The sequence below is a fragment of the Gordonia sp. 135 genome, from assembly GCF_009720185.1.
Classification (GTDB): domain Bacteria; phylum Actinomycetota; class Actinomycetes; order Mycobacteriales; family Mycobacteriaceae; genus Gordonia; species Gordonia alkanivorans.
In genome coordinates this window covers 4116520-4132490 of record NZ_CP046257.1, presented here as the reverse complement: position 1 = coordinate 4132490, position 15971 = coordinate 4116520, and the positions used below count along the sequence as shown (strand labels likewise).

General features: G+C 68.4%; 14 protein-coding genes. 4 read left to right on the top strand and 10 right to left on the bottom strand.

Annotated features, from left to right (window positions below):
- Positions 1 to 48 precede the first annotated feature (48 nt).
- The 5 genes from phoU to GKZ92_RS18645 all read right to left on the bottom strand — a co-directional run bounded on the left by phoU (position 49) and on the right by GKZ92_RS18645 (position 6339).
- The gene (gene phoU / locus GKZ92_RS18665; RefSeq protein ID WP_042377541.1) at positions 49 to 711 is read right to left on the bottom strand and encodes a phosphate signaling complex protein PhoU; all 663 of its coding nucleotides are present in this window, start codon (positions 709 to 711) and stop codon (positions 49 to 51) included.
- A gap of 106 nt (positions 712 to 817) precedes the next feature.
- Positions 818 to 3082 carry an LCP family protein gene (locus GKZ92_RS18660; protein ID WP_006358658.1) on the bottom strand — a complete coding sequence of 755 codons (2265 nt, stop codon included), beginning with the start codon at positions 3080 to 3082 and terminating at the stop codon, positions 818 to 820.
- Positions 3083 to 3257: 175 nt separating this feature from the next.
- Positions 3258 to 4343, bottom strand: a complete 1086-nt coding sequence (gene dusB / locus GKZ92_RS18655; RefSeq protein ID WP_035755863.1) for a tRNA dihydrouridine synthase DusB — start codon at positions 4341 to 4343, stop codon at positions 3258 to 3260.
- 113 nt (positions 4344 to 4456) lie between these two features.
- Positions 4457 to 5449, bottom strand: coding sequence for an acyl-ACP desaturase (locus tag GKZ92_RS18650; RefSeq protein ID WP_035755837.1), 993 nt, complete (start codon positions 5447 to 5449; stop codon positions 4457 to 4459).
- A gap of 338 nt (positions 5450 to 5787) precedes the next feature.
- Positions 5788 to 6339 (bottom strand): nuclear transport factor 2 family protein, encoded by a 552-nt coding sequence (locus tag GKZ92_RS18645; protein WP_006358655.1) that lies wholly within the window; start codon positions 6337 to 6339, stop codon positions 5788 to 5790.
- 116 nt (positions 6340 to 6455) lie between these two features.
- On the opposite strand from GKZ92_RS18645, the gene GKZ92_RS18640 reads away from it, so the two are divergent.
- The 3 genes from GKZ92_RS18640 to GKZ92_RS18630 all read left to right on the top strand — a co-directional run bounded on the left by GKZ92_RS18640 (position 6456) and on the right by GKZ92_RS18630 (position 10703).
- On the top strand, positions 6456 to 8345 hold the full coding sequence (locus GKZ92_RS18640; protein WP_035755860.1) for a protein kinase domain-containing protein: 1890 nt from the start codon (positions 6456 to 6458) through the stop codon (positions 8343 to 8345).
- The gene (locus GKZ92_RS18635; RefSeq protein ID WP_006358653.1) at positions 8345 to 9181 is read left to right on the top strand and encodes a fibronectin type III domain-containing protein; all 837 of its coding nucleotides are present in this window, start codon (positions 8345 to 8347) and stop codon (positions 9179 to 9181) included. Before GKZ92_RS18640 ends, GKZ92_RS18635 begins: the two co-directional genes overlap by 1 nt.
- Before the next feature lie 121 nt (positions 9182 to 9302).
- Positions 9303 to 10703 (top strand): WS/DGAT/MGAT family O-acyltransferase, encoded by a 1401-nt coding sequence (locus tag GKZ92_RS18630; protein ID WP_006358652.1) that lies wholly within the window; start codon positions 9303 to 9305, stop codon positions 10701 to 10703.
- Positions 10704 to 10707: 4 nt separating this feature from the next.
- Here the strand turns inward: GKZ92_RS18630 and GKZ92_RS18625 are convergent, their stop codons facing one another.
- From GKZ92_RS18625 to GKZ92_RS18610, 4 genes are read right to left on the bottom strand one after another with little or no spacing between them, the layout of a single operon-like run.
- Positions 10708 to 12741 (bottom strand): NAD(+) synthase, encoded by a 2034-nt coding sequence (locus tag GKZ92_RS18625; protein WP_006358651.1) that lies wholly within the window; start codon positions 12739 to 12741, stop codon positions 10708 to 10710.
- A gap of 48 nt (positions 12742 to 12789) precedes the next feature.
- Positions 12790 to 13614, bottom strand: coding sequence for an ammonia-dependent NAD(+) synthetase (gene nadE, locus GKZ92_RS18620; protein ID WP_006358650.1), 825 nt, complete (start codon positions 13612 to 13614; stop codon positions 12790 to 12792).
- Positions 13615 to 13658: 44 nt separating this feature from the next.
- Complete coding sequence (locus GKZ92_RS18615; RefSeq protein ID WP_006358649.1) at positions 13659 to 14153, bottom strand: SixA phosphatase family protein; 495 nt, start codon at positions 14151 to 14153, stop codon at positions 13659 to 13661.
- Positions 14150 to 14437: a hypothetical protein gene (locus tag GKZ92_RS18610; RefSeq protein WP_006358648.1), complete on the bottom strand. Its 288-nt coding sequence runs from the start codon at positions 14435 to 14437 to the stop codon at positions 14150 to 14152. Before GKZ92_RS18610 ends, GKZ92_RS18615 begins: the two co-directional genes overlap by 4 nt.
- A 115-nt stretch (positions 14438 to 14552) precedes the next feature.
- Between GKZ92_RS18610 and GKZ92_RS18605 the strand changes: the two genes are divergently transcribed.
- Positions 14553 to 15425: a DMT family transporter gene (locus GKZ92_RS18605; RefSeq protein ID WP_035755857.1), complete on the top strand. Its 873-nt coding sequence runs from the start codon at positions 14553 to 14555 to the stop codon at positions 15423 to 15425.
- A gap of 40 nt (positions 15426 to 15465) precedes the next feature.
- Here the strand turns inward: GKZ92_RS18605 and GKZ92_RS18600 are convergent, their stop codons facing one another.
- Positions 15466 to 15909, bottom strand: coding sequence for a flavodoxin domain-containing protein (locus GKZ92_RS18600; RefSeq protein WP_006358646.1), 444 nt, complete (start codon positions 15907 to 15909; stop codon positions 15466 to 15468).
- Positions 15910 to 15971: the final 62 nt, after the last annotated feature.

Here is a 15971-nt window from a genome sequence, read left to right as displayed (position 1 = left end):
TCTCGAGATGTGTGCCCTCGCTCGCCCCGGGGAGGTGAGCGAGGAAGATCACCCGACGTTCTGGAACTGCTCGGGCGTCTTGCCGGTCGCGGTGAACACCACCCGGCGACCGATCAGCACGGCGTGATCGGCGAAGCGTTCGTAGTAACGGCCGAGCAGGGTCACATCGACGGCGGCGGCGACGCCGTGCTGCCATTCGCGGTCCATCAGGACGGTGAACAGGTGGCGGTGGAGGTCGTCCATCGCGTCGTCGTCCTCCTGCAGGCGCAGCGCGGCCTGGGGATCGCGGGTCTCGAGGACCTCGTGAGCGCTCTTCGCGAGGGTCACCGCGAGCCGGCCCATCTCCGCGAAGTACCCGTTGACCTCCTCGGGGAGGGCCTTCGCGGGATGGCGTCGACGGGCGACCTTGGCGACGTGCAGGGCCAGCGCGCCCATCCGGTCGGCGTCGGCGACGATCTGGAAACCGCTGACGACGCCGCGGAGGTCCCCGGCGACGGGCGCCTGGAGTGCGAGAAGGGCGAAGGACTGCTCCTCGGCGCGGGCCGACAACTGCGTCATCCGCTCGGCGTCGCCGATGACCTCTTCGGCAACGGCGAGGTCGGCTTGCAGCAGTGCCTGGGTGGCTCGCGACATCGCGGTGCCCGCGAGTTCACACATCTCACCCAGGACGTGGGTCAGCGCCTCGAGTTGCTCTTGGTAGGCGGTACGCATGTTCCCAGGATACGTCGGGAATCGGTCCAGCCCGCCCACGGCCGATGAACGCAGCGTGAACGCCCGGTGCAGAACCTTCGATGTCGGTTCGTCCGGACCGGCCGGACTAGGTGCAGGTGGTGTCGCCCGCGTTGGTGACGGCGAGGTCGTTGGGCAGGTCACCGGAGTTCTCGGCCGGCGCGAGCTGCTCGACGTTCACTGTGGCGCCGGCGTCGGGCACCGACCCCAGCTCGCCGGTGAAGTCGGACCCGAGGATGAGTTCGACACCCGACTTGACCGTCCGGTCGAGCTGGATCTCGGCGCCGGGGAACATCGCGGCCAGCGTGGCGGCCGCGTTCTGCTGTCCCGGGCCGTACCGCACGACGGTGTCGTCCCGGTCCTCCGACGCGTCGGCGACGCCGCGGACGTCGAAGCCGTACGGGGTGAGCTGCTCGGAGACCTCGGCGGCCAGACCGGTGGTGGAGGTGCCGTTGAGCACGCGGACACCGACGTTGCCGGGGTTCTGCGCGGTGGCGTTGATCCGTCCCGGGGTCTCGGTCGAGTTCCGCGAACTCGGAGCCCGTGAGGGGGCCTTCGATGTCGGCTTCTTCTTCTCGACCTTCTCACCGGGCAGTGGGAGGTCGTCGATGATCGCGTTGAAGATCGCGTCGATGTCGTCGGTGCGCGGGATCTCGTTGTTCTGACCGTCCTCGGAGGTGCCGGAGGTGGGGATGGTCAGGAAGGAGACGCGGCCGGCCTCGATGCCCTGCATCGACTCGGCGAGATTGATCAGCGACTGGGTGTCCACACCGTCGACGTAGCTGTACTCGATGAAGGTGTTGACGATGCTGTTGAGCTTGTTCGGGTTGGACAGCACGTTGCCCGACAGTGTCGACCGCAGCAGCGACGACATGAACAGCTGCTGGCGCTTGATGCGGCCGTAGTCGCCGTTGCCCTCCGAGGCGATGTTGCGGGCGCGGACGTAGTTGAGCGCGCGGCGACCGGTCAACTTCTGCTTGCCGGGCTTACGGAGGATGTGGCCGATCTCGTAGTCGTAGAGCGGGACGGTCGAACAGACCTCCACGCCACCGATCGCACGGACGACCTTCTCGAAACCGTAGAAATCCATGCCGATGAAGTGGTTGATGTTGAGACCACTCATCTGGGTGATCACGCGGACCAGGCACTGCGGGCCGCCGTAGAAGTAGACGCTGTTCAGCTTCACGCCGGTCTGTGCCGGCATCTCCGCGCCGTACTCACCGGATTCGTTGTCCCACGAGTTGCAGGCGGGCTGGTCCACTTGGAGATCGCGCGGAAAGGACACCGCGACGACGCGCTCGCGGTTGGCCGGGACGTTGACCAGGATGACGGTGTCCGAACGCGCACCCTCGGCGTCGGCAGTGGTTCCTGCACCCACCTTCGCGTTGTTGCCGCCGCGCGTGTCGGTGCCGACGATCAGGTAGGTCTCGTCACCGTTCTGGGCGTCTTTGTTGCGGATGTTCTTGTCTTCGGCGTCGACGGCGGTGACGTTGCGCCAGTTGCCGTTCCACGACTGCAGGTAGTTCCAGACGAAACCGGTGCCGACCAGGGCGGTCACACACGCGATGGCCACCAGGATGCGTCCGGTGGCGGTGGTCTTGCGGACGAGTGAGCCGCGGCGGTCGCCGTCGCCGCGTCCCGGATGGCGGCGAGGGGTCTGGCGGAGTTGCAGCGGACCGGTCAGGTCGGGGGTTCGTTCGAGCGGTTCACGCCGGGCGGGCGGCTCGCTCGGGGTGGCGGGCGGCACCATGGCGTCCTGGGCGCGCGACTCCTCGATGGCCCGCTTCGCGGTGGCCCGGTCCGACAGGTCGGGTGCCGGGTCGCCGGGCTTGTCACCGATCGTGGGGATCTTCTGGGTGACGTCGTTGCCGAAGTGATGGATCTCGGTGGGACGATCGTCGCCCGCGGGCTGGCCCCGGTCGCTCCGTCCGAGCGGGGGACGCGGGGGCGGGACCTGGTCGGGTTGCGCCGGGTCGAAGCGACGCGACCGGCCGCGGGTGGTGGGCGGGATGGACGCGGATCGACCGGCCGGGGGTGCCTGGTCGGGGGCGTCGGCGCGGGAACGTCCACGACGCGGGGTGTCGGTCGGAGGTGTCCGCGGCTCCTCCGCGTTCATCTGCTCCATGAGCTCGCGGACGGTCAGACGCGTCCGCCCGCGGACGAAACGATCGCTGGCACGCGGTTCACGGAGACTCGGGTGCGCACTCGACGCGGAGGCATCCTGGGCGCGTGGTTCCAGCGGGGGACGGCGGTCGTTCGCATCGTCCGGGCGCCCGGCACGACGGCCACGACGAGACCTGTTGGCCTCGTCCCCCGCCTCCGGTTCGTCCGGGCCCGATGTCCAACGACTCAATGCACGTTCCTCATGCCCCGAGGTCTACAAAGCGCCAACCGCGCGTCGGGGCTGGTCGACGCGGTGCGCACGCACGTACGGACCCGGCAGGCCGGGACCTCCGCGCCATCTTACTGATCACACCTGAGAAGAGGCCTCAGCCAGAGGTGCGTTGTGACGGTTTTCGCAGAATGTGTCAGCCGCCGGAGTGCATGATCTCCGCGCCGGCGGGCACGACGTCCTCGTCGGGATCGTCGAGCCAGCCGTCGGGCAGCGCGACCTTCGCCGGCGAACCCTGACGGCCTCGCGGACCGTGGCCGTCGCTGGGGAACGGCGCGTCGGCGGGCAGTTCGGACAGCAGTTCCCGTAGCTCGTCGACGCTGCCGACGAGTGCCATCCGCCGCCGGATCTCCGAGCCGGCCGGGAATCCCCGCAGGTACCACGCCACGTGCTTGCGGATCTCGCGGCAGCCCTTCATCTCCCCGTGGTGGTCGACGAGCAGCTGGCAGTGCCGGACCATGATCTCGGCGACCTCGCCCAGGTTCGGAGGAGTGGGTGCGTCGAATCCGTTGAGCTCGGCGGCGAGTTCGGCGAACAGCCACGGGCGTCCGAGGCAGCCGCGGCCGACGACGACACCGTCGCAGCCGGTCCGGTTCATCATCGCGACGGCGTCGGCGGGTTCGAAGATGTCGCCGTTGCCCAGGACCGGCACCGAGGTGACGTGCTCCTTCAGACGGGCGATCTCGTCCCAGTCGGCCTCGCCGGAGTACCGCTGTGACGCGGTCCGGGCGTGCAGGGCGACCGCCGCGGCACCCTCCTCGGCGGCGATGCGGCCGGCGTCGAGGTGCGTGCGGTGGTCGTCGTCGATGCCGATGCGGAACTTGACGGTGACCGGGATGTCGGTGCCCTCGGTGGCCCGGACGGCAGCCGCGACGATCTTGCGGAACAGCGTCCGCTTGTAGGGGATGGCCGAGCCGCCGCCCTTACGCGTCACCTTCGGTACCGGGCAGCCGAAGTTCATGTCGATGTGGTCGGCGAGGTTCTCGTCGACGATCATCTTCGCGGCCTCGTATGTGTACTCCGGATCGACCGTGTACAGCTGCATCGACCGCGGGTTCTCGTCGGGCCCGAAGGTGGTCATGTGCATCGTCACCGGATGGCGTTCGACGAGTGCGCGAGCGGTCACCATCTCGCAGACGTACAGGCCGGAGACGGTTCCGGTGCGGGCGAGTTCGAGTTCACGGCACAGTGTGCGGAACGCGACGTTGGTGACACCGGCCATCGGGGCGAGCACGACGGGGCTCGCGAGTTCGATGGAACCGATGCGGAGTTTCGCGGACGACGCAGAACCGGCGCCTTCGGAGGTCGAAGGCGCCGGGCTGCTCAGGGTCGTGCTCAGGATGCCTGCTGCTCCCGCTTCTTGGCCTCGCGGGCGAGCGAACGATCGCGCATCTCCTCGAAGCGGATGGTGTCCTTCTCGAGCTGCTCGAGGAAGGCGGCCAGCTCCTCGCGGACCTTCTCGCCCTCGGCGGTGAAGTCGTCGCGCTCGAAGACGTTCCACTTGCGCAGAACCGGCATGACGACCTCTTCGAGGTGCTGGCGGAGGTCGTAGATGCCGTGCTTGGCCATCAGCACGCCGTGCCGACGGAAGTTGGGCATACCTGCGCCGGGCATCTGGAAGTTGGTCACGATGTCGGTGACCGCGCGCAGCGTCTGGTCGGGGGCGATGTCGAAGCCCGCGCCGCAGATGTTGCGGTAGAAGATCATGTGCAGGTTCTCGTCGGCCGCGATGCGCTGCAGCATCTTGTCGGCGATGGGGTCGTTGCAGGCCTTGCCGGTGTTGCGGTGGCTGACGCGGGTCGCGAGCTCTTGGAAGGTCACGTACGCGACCGAGTGGAGGAGGCCCAGTTCGTCGGCGTGCTCCTCGAGTTCGTCGACGCGGCCGGCGTCCGCCAGCATCGGGTCGTAGCCGTTGGTCATGTGGATCATCCGGGCCTCTTCGAGGGCGACCGGATCGACACCGCGGGTGACCACGAGGTAGTCGCGCATGACAATGCCGTGGCGGTTCTCCTCGGCGGTCCAGCGACCGACCCAGTGGCCCCACGCGGAGTCCATCGAGAAGTTGTCGGCGATGACCCGGTGGTACGAGGGCAGGTTGTCCTCGGTCAGCAGGTTCGTGATCATCGCGGCCTTGGCGACCTCGTCGAGGTGCGACTGCTCGGGGTCGTAGTCGACGCCGCCGAGGGCGGCGAAGTTGCGGCCCTCGTCCCACGGGACGTAGTCGTGCGGGTTCCAGTCCTTGGCGGTCTTCAAGTGGCGGTTGACGTTGTCCTCGGCAACGGGGGCGAGCTCCTTGAGAAGCTCGAGTTGCGTCAGCTCGCGTGCCATATAGATGTCCTCCGAAACGGTGTCCGCGTGTGTCGTCGTACGTGTGTCGTCATTGTCAGCCTCGCGGCGGTGCCACGAGTGTGATCGCGACATCGTCGTGGGCGGGTCGCGCCCACCCGGGCGGATCTTGGGTGGTCTCGGACACGCGGCCGCGCAGCCCTACCCCCACTGGTCAAAGCTCTAGCCTACGGCACTCGGGACCGCGTCCCAAGTCCGTCAGTGATGCTGTCGTGTCCTGCTGGTGCCGACGTTACGACCGTCCCCGGTGGTTTCGGTCACGGTCGTCGTGGCCGGCCGCCCGGCGGTCTCGTCGCAGGTGGGCAGGGTCCCTGCCGGTGTCAGTCCTTGCTGCGGGGCCGGGCGAAGAAGGCGCCGGTGGTCGTCATCCACTGTTCGGCGGCCTCGTCGAGGTTGCCGAATTCGCGGGCCTTCTCACACCACCGCATCGCCGCCCGGCCGAACTCCATCGGGTTGTAGACGTCTTCCTCCTTGTTCCACAGGCCGTCGCCCGCATAGGTGAGGATGGTGATGTTGGTGGCGGTGATGAGGCTCTGGTCGCCGGGGTCGCGCATCGGGTTGTCGACCTCGCAGATCACCCGGCTCGTCGGGGCGTCGACGACGTGCCACAGCGAAGGAAACGACGTCATGTGGCTGCCGGGGAAGGCCGTCATGGTGCGCCAGGCCCAGGCCCGGATCTCCTCGCGGCCCCGCATCGTGCCCAGCGCGTGCTCTACGAAGTCGGCGTCCTCGGTGAACATGTCGGCGTAGCGGTCCCAGTCTCCGCCGGCCGCGACCTCGGCGACCGTGCGCTGGAACCCTGCAAACGCCTCGTTCAGTTCGTCGGCGCTGAAGGTCCCGGTGGTGTCGGTCACTTTCTCGGTGGATTTCATCGTCGCCGATCCTAGGGTTCGGATGGTGTCCTCCGGCCGCGTTTCGCGACACTCGGTAGCATTCGGTGCCTACGCATCCGCCCGAAGGCATGGGTGCAAGGGCCGATGAGGACGACATGTACCAGGTAGGGGACCTGATCGCGGGGTACCGCGTCCTCGACGTGCTCGGACGAGGCGGCATGGGCGACGTCTACAAGGCGGCCCATCCCCGGCTCCCACGGTCGGACGCTCTCAAGGTCCTGCGGTCGGGTCATGCCACGGACCCGGTCTTCCGCGCCCGGTTCGAGCGGGAGGCCGACATCGTCGCGCCGTTGCACCATCCCAATGTCGTGACCGTCTACGACCGCGGTGTCTTCGACGGGCAGCTCTGGATCGCGATGGAGTACGTACCCGGTATCGACGTCGCGCGGATGCTCGCGGCCGACTCGCCGCTCGACCCCCGGCTGGCGTGCACGATCGTCACCGGGGTGGCGGCCGGACTCGACGCCGCCCACCGTCGCGGGATCATGCACCGCGACATCAAACCCGCCAACATCCTCGTCACCCCCGGCGTCGGTGGCGGTCCCGGCAACACCGGGTCGCTGCCCCCGGAGGCGGTGAAGGTCACCGACTTCGGCATCGCGCAGGTGCTCGACGAGGTCACGAACCTGACCGGCACCGGCATCACGATCGGGACGATGCACTACGCGTCGCCCGAGCAGATCGAGGGTCGCCGAGTCGACGCCCGCAGCGACATCTACTCGCTCGGGGCGACCGCCTACGAACTCCTGACCGGTGCACCGCCTTTCGACTCCCCGTCGTTGCACGGCCTGATGACTGCGCACATGTACCACGAGCCGCCGGCGGCGAGCAGTCGCAACGGGGCGTTGCCGACCGCGGTCGACGGGGTGCTCGCACGGGCGATGGCCAAGAACCCCGACGACCGGTATCCGGCCGCGGGTGAGTTCGCCGACGCCCTCCGCGATGCCTTCGACACCCGCCAGACCCTCGTCGGGTCGGGTCTGCAGCCGACTCCCGGTGGCTATCGGTCTTCTTCGGGGCAGGCCCCGGTGGCGCCGGCCACCGGACACCCGACATCGTCTGCGGCGCCTCATGATCAACCGACCGATCCGACGACCCGAGCGCGATTGGGGCCACCGCGGAGCGTCTCGGCAGAGACCCTGCACGGATGGTCGCCCGCGCCCGCCGCGGAACCGGCCCGGCCGGCCCGCCGTGGTGTCGCCACGGTGGTCGCGATCGGGGCGTCGCTGGCGCTGATCGCCGGAATCCTCGGTGCCGGAGCGGCATTCGTGAGCACCTCCGCGGGGAATCTGGAGACCCCCAGTCCGCCCGATGCGGAGGTGTCGACGACGGCGGTCGAACTGTCCTGGAGCCACGTCGACGATGCGACGAACTACGTGGTCACCCAGAACGACGAGGTGATCTACTCCGGTCCGGGCACCAAGTTCACCGCGCCGCGTCCCGTACCGGGGACCTACACCTATCAGGTCGCCGCGCAGGACGAGGACGGCCGGACCTCCGAGTTCTCCCGCAACTCCGAGGCGGTCGACGTCTTCATGACGTGGGGCGAACTGCAACCCATCGCCGACCTCTACCACGACCTGGTGCCGGCATCACCGTTGAGCACCAACGGTTTCGACGGCATGCGGTGCTGGGGCGAGGACGGCGACCTCGCGTTCGAGTCGTCCAAGCGCACGGTCTGGTGCACCCGCTACCTCGACGAGGAGGCCAAGAACGCCGACTACCAGGTGATCATCGACGTGTACGACACCCCCGAGGAGGCGCGGGCCGCGGCCGACGTGACCGCGTACAACCTGCGCGGGACCGGTTACACGACGGCCCAGGGCCACACCGGCACGCTGTATCTCTCGGACAAGCAGCGCGATCAGGGGCAGGCCATCCTCGCCCACGACACCGGTGACCGCGCGAAATCGGTTGTGTGGGTAGTGGTTCCCGGCAAGACGGCCGCAGCCGCGGCCGATCTGCTGAAGAGGCTGCCGATCTGATGGCGCAACCGGTCACCACCCAGCCCGCGGGGCCGCCCACCACCCCGCCGCGTACGCCGACCCTGCGGCCGTGGACCATCGCGTTGATCGTCCTCGCCGTGCTGTTGACGGCGGTCGGCTCGTTCTTCTCCGTGCGGGCGTTCACCAGCGTCGACGTGCCGGACACGCCCACCGGTCTGACACTCGACGCCGGTACGGGACGCCTCGTCGCGACCTGGGAACCGGTTCCGGGGGCGACGGGTTATCAGCTCGTCCGCGACGACGGGTTCGTCGTCTACCGCGGTACGGAGACCGAGGTCCTCGACGCGGCCGTGCCCGCGGGTGAGCACACCTACCGGGTGGCCGCACTGGACGGGAACGCCGTCTCGCCGCCGAGCCCGCCGCAGTCGGTACGGACCGGCGCGAGCTGGGGTGTCTACGCGCCACTCGTCGAGCAGTTCCCCGAACTCCTCCCGCAGACGCCGGACACCGCCGCGAAGTGGAACGACACCGAGTGCGTCCGCCGATACGCCGGTGGCCGCGACGAGGTCGGCCCGTCGGAGACCGGAAACGGCAAGGTGCGCACCGTGTTCGTGGTGCGCTGTGCCGCCGGGGCCGTCGACCGCCCCTTCGGCGTGTTCTGGTTCGCCTCGAGGGATGCGCTCAACGCCGAGTACTCCCGGTCGTCGGCGACCTCGCGTCCGGTGCGGTGGAGGCACGGCACCGGCCTGATCGACGAGAACGGTCGCGGCGTCTTCAAGATCACCGACGACCCGGCCCGGGAACTGGCGATGATCGTGGTGTTGCAGACCCCCGCCCAGAACGTCCTCGAGATGGTCGATTCGATGCCGATCTGAGTCCTCCTCGAGGGGATCGGTGGCAACCTGGACGAGCGACTGAGACGAACACACATCCGGGGTCTCCCGCGTGCGGCATGATGGCGTGGGGGCCCGGGGCCGGGACGGAAAGGCTGGTGTCATGCAGCGGTTGAGTGGTTTGGATGCGTCGTTCCTCTACCTGGAGACCCGCAGCCAGCTGATGCACGTCATCGGTCTCGTGGAGATCGATCCGAGCACCATGCCGGACGGGTACGACTTCGCCAAGCTGCGTGCGGAGATGGAGCGGCGCGTCGCCGCGATCCCGGCCTTCCGCCGCAAACTCGACAACTCCGTCTTCAACATCGACCACCCCGTGTGGATCGAGGACGAGGACTTCGACATCGAGCGTCACGTCCATCGGGTGGCCGTGCCCGCACCGGGCGGTGCCGGTGAGGTCGCCGAACTGTGCGGTCATCTCGCCGGTCAGACCCTCGACCGGGGCAAGCCGCTATGGGAACTGTGGATCATCGAGGGACTGTCCAACGGCCGTATCTGCGCGATGCTGCGCATGCACCACGCCGGCACGGACGGTGTCACCAGCGCCGAGATGCTCGCCCAGATGTGCACCCTCACACCGGAACCACCTGAACTCGACTCGTCGAAGATCCGCGAGTCGGCCGGTCCGCCGTCGCGCGCGACGATCGCCGCGACGGGGGCGCTCAACTACTTCGTCCAGCGCCCGCTGGCGATGGCCAAACTGCTGCCGCGAACGGTCAGCGTGCCGGTCGGGTGGCTGCGCCGCGCCCAGCACCAGTCGGCCATGCCCGCTCCGTTCATGGCGCCCCGGACGCGGTTCAACTCGACGATCACGCCCCATCGCAGCATCGGCCTCAGCCAACTGTCGCTCGACGACGTCAAGCGGGTGAAGAACCACTTCGGGGTGAAGATCAACGACGTCGTCCTGGCCTTGGTCGGCGGTGCGCTGCGCACCTACCTTCTCGAACACGACGAACTGCCCGACAAACCGCTCGTCGGGATGGTGCCGGTGTCGGTGCACGATGCCGACGAGAAAGATCTCGTGGTCGAGGGGACCAACAAGGTGACCGGGATGTTCACCCAGTTGCCCACCGACATCGAGGATCCAGTGGAGCGACTCGAGAAGCAGGCGGAGTTCAGCCGTACGTCGAAGGAACACCACGCCGAGATCGACGCCAACATCCTGCGATCCTGGGCGCAGTTCGCGCCCGGGACCACGTTGTCGACGGCGATGAAGGTCTACGGCAACCGGAAGCTGGCGTCGGCGCATCCGCCGATCTTCAATGTCCTCGTGTCGAACGTCGCCGGTCCCGACTTCCCGTTGTACTTCCTCGGTTGTCGGGTCACCGCGGTCTACCCGCTCGGACCGATCTTCCACGGACTCGGCCTGAACATCACGGTGTTCTCCGCCGACGGGAACCTCAACATCGGCATCCTGGCGTGCACCGATCAGACCCCCGACCCGTGGGAGATCGCCAACGCGTTCGACGATCAGCTCAAGCAGCTGCTCGCCGCCTGCGACTGAACGTCTACTCTCCCCGTCCGCCCGCGAGCTGGTCCAGCCAGACGCGTGCGGACGCGTCGGACGGCGACCGCCAGTCGCCGCGGGGCGACAACGAACCGCCCGAACCGATCTTGGGGCCGTTGGGCATCGCGGTGCGCTTGAACTGGTTGCCCATGAAACGCTTCAGGAAGACGCCGAGCCAGTGCTCGATGGTCGCGGCGTCGTACTCGTTGCGCTTGTCCTCGACGAGCAGCTCCGACCACGGCCCGCTCGAGCGGTCACCCCAGGCCTGCCGGGCGAGGTAGACGACCTTGGTCGGCCGGTACCCGAATCGAGTGACGTGGTAGAGGAAGAAGTCGTGGAGCTCGTACGGCCCGACGGTGTCCTCGGTGGACTGGATCTTGCCGTCGTCGCCGGCCGGGACGAGCTCGGGGGAGATGACGTCGTCGAGGATCTCGGCGAGCACCTCGGTGGTCTCCGCCGAATGGTGGCTGTTGCTGATCATCCACCGGATCAGGTGCTGGATCAGGGTTTTCGGCACCGACCCGTTGACGTTGTAGTGGGACATCTGGTCGCCGACACCGTAGGTGCACCAGCCGAGCGCGAGCTCGGACAGGTCGCCGGTGCCGAGGACGATGGCGCCGTGATGGTTCGCCAGCCGGAACAGGTGCGATGTGCGTTCGCCCGCCTGCACGTTCTCGAACGTGACGTCGTAGACCTTCTCGCCGCGGGAGTACGGGTGGTCGAGATCGGCGAGCATCTGCTCGCACGACGGCCGGATGTCGATCTCCTTGCCGCTCACGCCGAGTGAGTTCATCAACACGTGTGAGCGACGCAGCGTCGCGCCGCCGGTGGCGAAACCGGGCATCGTGTAACCCAGGATGTTGGTGCGGGGCAGGCCGAGTCGGTCGAAGGTGTCGACCGCGACGAGCAGGGCGAGGGTCGAGTCGAGGCCGCCGGAGACGCCGATGACGATCTTGTCGATACCTGTCGATCGCAGGCGCTGGGCGAGTCCCTGCACCTGGATGTGGCGGACCTCGGCACACCGCTCGTCGCGGTCGGCGGAATCGGCCGGTACATAGGGGAACCGGGGCACGACACGGCGCAGCACATCGTCGTCGCCGCCCAGCTCGCCGAATGAGAAACCGATGCGGCGCAACGACTTCAGGCGATCGGAGTAGTCGCCGGCCTGGTCGCGCAGGCTGATCATCCGCATGCGTTCCTGCCGGATCCGATCGAGGTCGATGTCGGCGGAGATCACCTGATCGGTGGTCGCGAACTGTTCGCTCCGTGCGAGTAGGGAACCGTTCTCGGTGATGAGGGCGTCACCGTCCCAGGCGAGATCGGTCGTGGACTCGCCGTAACCCGCAGCGACATAGACGTGCCCGGAGATCGTGCGCGCGGAATGGCCGGTGCACAGGTTCTTCCGGTAGGACTCCTTGCCGACGGTGACCGGGCTGCCGGAGAGATTGGCCAGCACGGTTGCGCCACCGAGAGCGGCCCAGGTGCTCGGCGGGATCGCCACCCAACCGTCCTCACAGATCTCCACATGCAGTGCGAAGCCGGGCAGATCGGCGGCCTCGAAGATCAGATCGGCCCCGAACGGGACCTCCTCGCCTTCGACGGTCACCGTGGTGGGCACCGCGTCGCGGGCCGCGGAGAAGAACCGCTGCTCGTAGAACTCGCGATAGTTCGGCAGATACGACTTCGGGACCACGCCCAGCACCGCCCCGTCGCGGATCACGGCCGCGCAGTTGAACAGTCCGTCGCCGACGACCATCGGCAGACCCACGACGACCAGCGGCCGGAGACCCCTGCTGGCCGCGACGATCTCACCGAGCGCGACGCGGCAGCCGTCGATCAGCGCGTCCTGGTGGAACAGGTCGTCGACGCTGTAGCCGCACAGCCCGAGTTCGGGGAAGACCACCAGCGCGGCGCCGTCGTCGGCGGCCTGCCGCATCAACTCGATGGTGCGTGCGGCGTTCGCGGCGGGTTCGGCGATCGTGAGGACGGGCACGGCACCCGCGACCCGAACGAAGCCGTTTGCGTAGACAGACACGTCGACAACAGTAAACGGCGCGGTGTGCGGTGGGCGCGATGTCTGTCGTCAGGCCCGCCACCACGTGTCGTCGAGTTCGACCGGCGTCGTGCGCTTGTGGCGATTGCGGTGCCAGGCCGCCTCGATCCTCTCCGCCGTCTCGACCGGGACCTCGCGGCCCTCGAGGTAGTCGTCGATGTGCTCGTAGGTCAGGCCCAACTCGTCCTCGTCGGTCTGGCCCGCCTTCTCGTCGAGCAGGTCGGCGGTCGGGACCTTCGCCCACAGTTGCCGCGGCGCGCCGAGGTGACGCAGCAGCGACCGGCCCTGGCGTTTGTTCAGACCGGCCAGCGGCAGGATGTCCGCGGCGCCGTCGCCGTACTTGGTGAAGAAGCCGGTGACGTTCTCCGAGGCATGGTCGGCGCCGACGACCAGGAGCCCGCGATCGCCGGCCACCGCGTACTGGGCGACCATGCGGTGGCGTGCCTTGGCGTTGCCCTTGGTGAAGTCGGTGAGCGCGGTGCCCGTCGCCTCCGAGATCTCGTCGTTGAGGGCGTCCACCCCGGGCGCGACGTTGACGGTCAGCGTCTCGTCGGCCGCCACGAACTCGACGGCCGCCGCGGCGTCGTCCTCGTCGTGCTGCATCCGGTAGGGCAGGCGCATGCCCACGAACACCGCGTCACCACCGTCGGCGCGGACGCGCTCGACCGCGATCTGGGCCAGGCGTCCGGCGAGGGTCGAGTCGACGCCGCCGGAGATGCCGAGCACATACCCCGAGGCGCCGATCGTGCCCAGGTAGTCGGTGAGGAATCGCACCCGCCGCTCGACCTCGTCGGCCGGATCGATCGAGGGTTTGACCCCCAGGACGTCGATGATGGTCCGCTGGGTCTCACGCATTCGCGCTCCAATGCTCGCTCGGGGTCTCCGTCGACCAGCCGAGGTCACTCCTCGCGGGGTATCCGGACGCCGACGAGGTGGGCGTCGGGGTCCGGGGTCATACCGAGTCGATCCCAGGGCTGCGACACGGTGAGTACCGCATAAGCGGATGTCGGAAACCGATCTATGGGACCGGAGGGGTCGAGCGTGAGCGCGGTCTGCGGCATCCCGGGTTCGTGACCGACGACGAGCAGCGTGGACGCCTCGACAGGCGCATGGATGCGGATGGCCTCCAGCACGTCGTCGGCGTCGCCGCCGTAGATGTCCTCGACGTAGGCGACCGGCGCCCGGACGCCGGTCCGCTCGAGGGTCTGGCGGGTCCGGGTCGACGTCGAGCACAGCACCGCGTCGACGCGCAGGCCCTCGTCGGACATCCACCGTCCCGCGAGAGCGGCCTGGCGATCGCCGCGTTCGGCCAGTGGACGGTCGTGGTCACGCGTCGCCGGGGGATAGCCCGACTTGCCGTGACGCATCAGGATCAGCGTCCGCATGCCGCTCATGCGATCCCGGTGCGCCGGGATCCGGCCGGATAGGCGTCGGGGTCGGCGGCGATGGTGCGCAGCAGGCGGACGGTCGCGCGCCACGCCGCGGCCTCCTGGCGGAGGAAGGCGGCGTGCTCGTGCTCGTCGTGCAACTCGGCCTCGTCGGCCAGCGCATCGAACTCGAGATGTTCGTCGACGGCACAACCGATGAGTTCGTCCAGAGTCGTGCAGTCGGCGCAGGCCCGCTCGATCGCGGCCGCGTCGAGGGTGGCCAGGCGTTCCAGATCCGACCGATACCGCATGGTTGTCGAATGTACGCCGTCGGCGCTGGTTGCCGGCGTTGCGACACCGGGTGCAGCGTCGCCGACCGGTGCCCGATTCGGGCGCGGGGTCCGCGACGCCCTTACCCTTGTGGACGTGCACACCTGGGTACCCGCGCTCCTGGCGGTGCTGGCGGCGTTGTTGATCGCGGCCGGCACCGTGCTGCGGCAGCGTGCGTCGCGGGTCAGCGGGGCGATCACCGCCGGATGGTGGGTGGGTGCCGTCATCGCGCTCTGCGGCTTCGGCCTACAGGCGTCCGCGCTGGGTCTCGGGTCGATCCTGCTGGTGCAGCCCCTCGTCGTGCTGGCCGTGCTGTTCGCGCTGCCACTGGAGGCCTGGGCCGATCACCGGCATCCCGCGCGGATCGAGTGGGCGTGGGGTGGGGTGCTGGTCGCCTGCGTCGCGACCTTCCTCCTCGTCTCCCGGCCGGAGCCGTCACTCCGAAGACCGGATGCGCTCCTGCTGTGGGCCACGGTCGGGGCAGTCGTCGGGATCGTCGTCGGCCTGGTGTTGCTGGCACGGCGCTCCAGCCCGCACTACAAGGCACTGTTCTACGGGCTCGTCGCAGGCACGATGTTCGGGGTCTCGGCGCTGCTGGTCAAGGCGGTGATCTATCAGATCACCCACGAGTTCTGGCGCACCTTCGTCCAGCCGGAGATCTACCTGTTCGTGCTGGTCGTGGTCGGTGCGGTGGTGGCGCAGCAGCTCGGTTTCGGAGCGGGTGACCTGCAGACCTCGTTCCCGTCGATGACGGTCGCCGAGCCTGCGGTCGCGATGGTGCTCGGCGTGCTGCTGCTCGGCGAGAACCTCAACGTCTCCGTGCCCACTGCGATGTTCCTGGGCATCGTGCTCGCGATCATGATCCGGGCGGTGTGCGAGCTGGCGAAACTGTCGGCCGTCCGCGGATACGAACAGGCGGTCGCCGCAGAAGCGGAGATGCCGCCGACCGCTGGGCGGTCGGCGGCATGATCGAGCCGTGATCAGACGGTACTGAGCCCGCCTGCTCCGATCAGCCCTCGACCAGCTCCGCGATGCCCTCGGCCCACTCCTCGGCCTGCTTGGCGGGCTTGACCGACGACGAGCTGTCGTGGCGGGCGTGCTCGCCGACCTGAACCGCGCCACGCTTCGTCAGCATCTCGGCGACGATCTCGCCGCCGCGGTTGAAGGTGTCGTAGATCGAGTCGCCGAGCCCGAACACGGCGAAGCGCAGTCCGCTCAGGTCGGGGTTGACGCTCTCGAGCTCGTCGGCGAACGGCTCGGCGCCGGTGGGCAGCTCGCCCTCGCCGTAGGTCGAGCAGACGATCACCAGGAAGTCGGCGGGATCGAGGTCCTCGACCGCGTACTCACTCATGTCGTAGATCGAGGGATCGTGCTGGTTGAGCGCGTCCGCGATCGCGTCCGCGACGAGCTCACCCGTTCCGGTCTCGGTTCCGTAGAGGATGACGACCGACATATGCAGAACTCCTCTCGACGTCGGCTTTTCGCCAGAGAGGCTAGCCTAACCCGCTCTCCGTG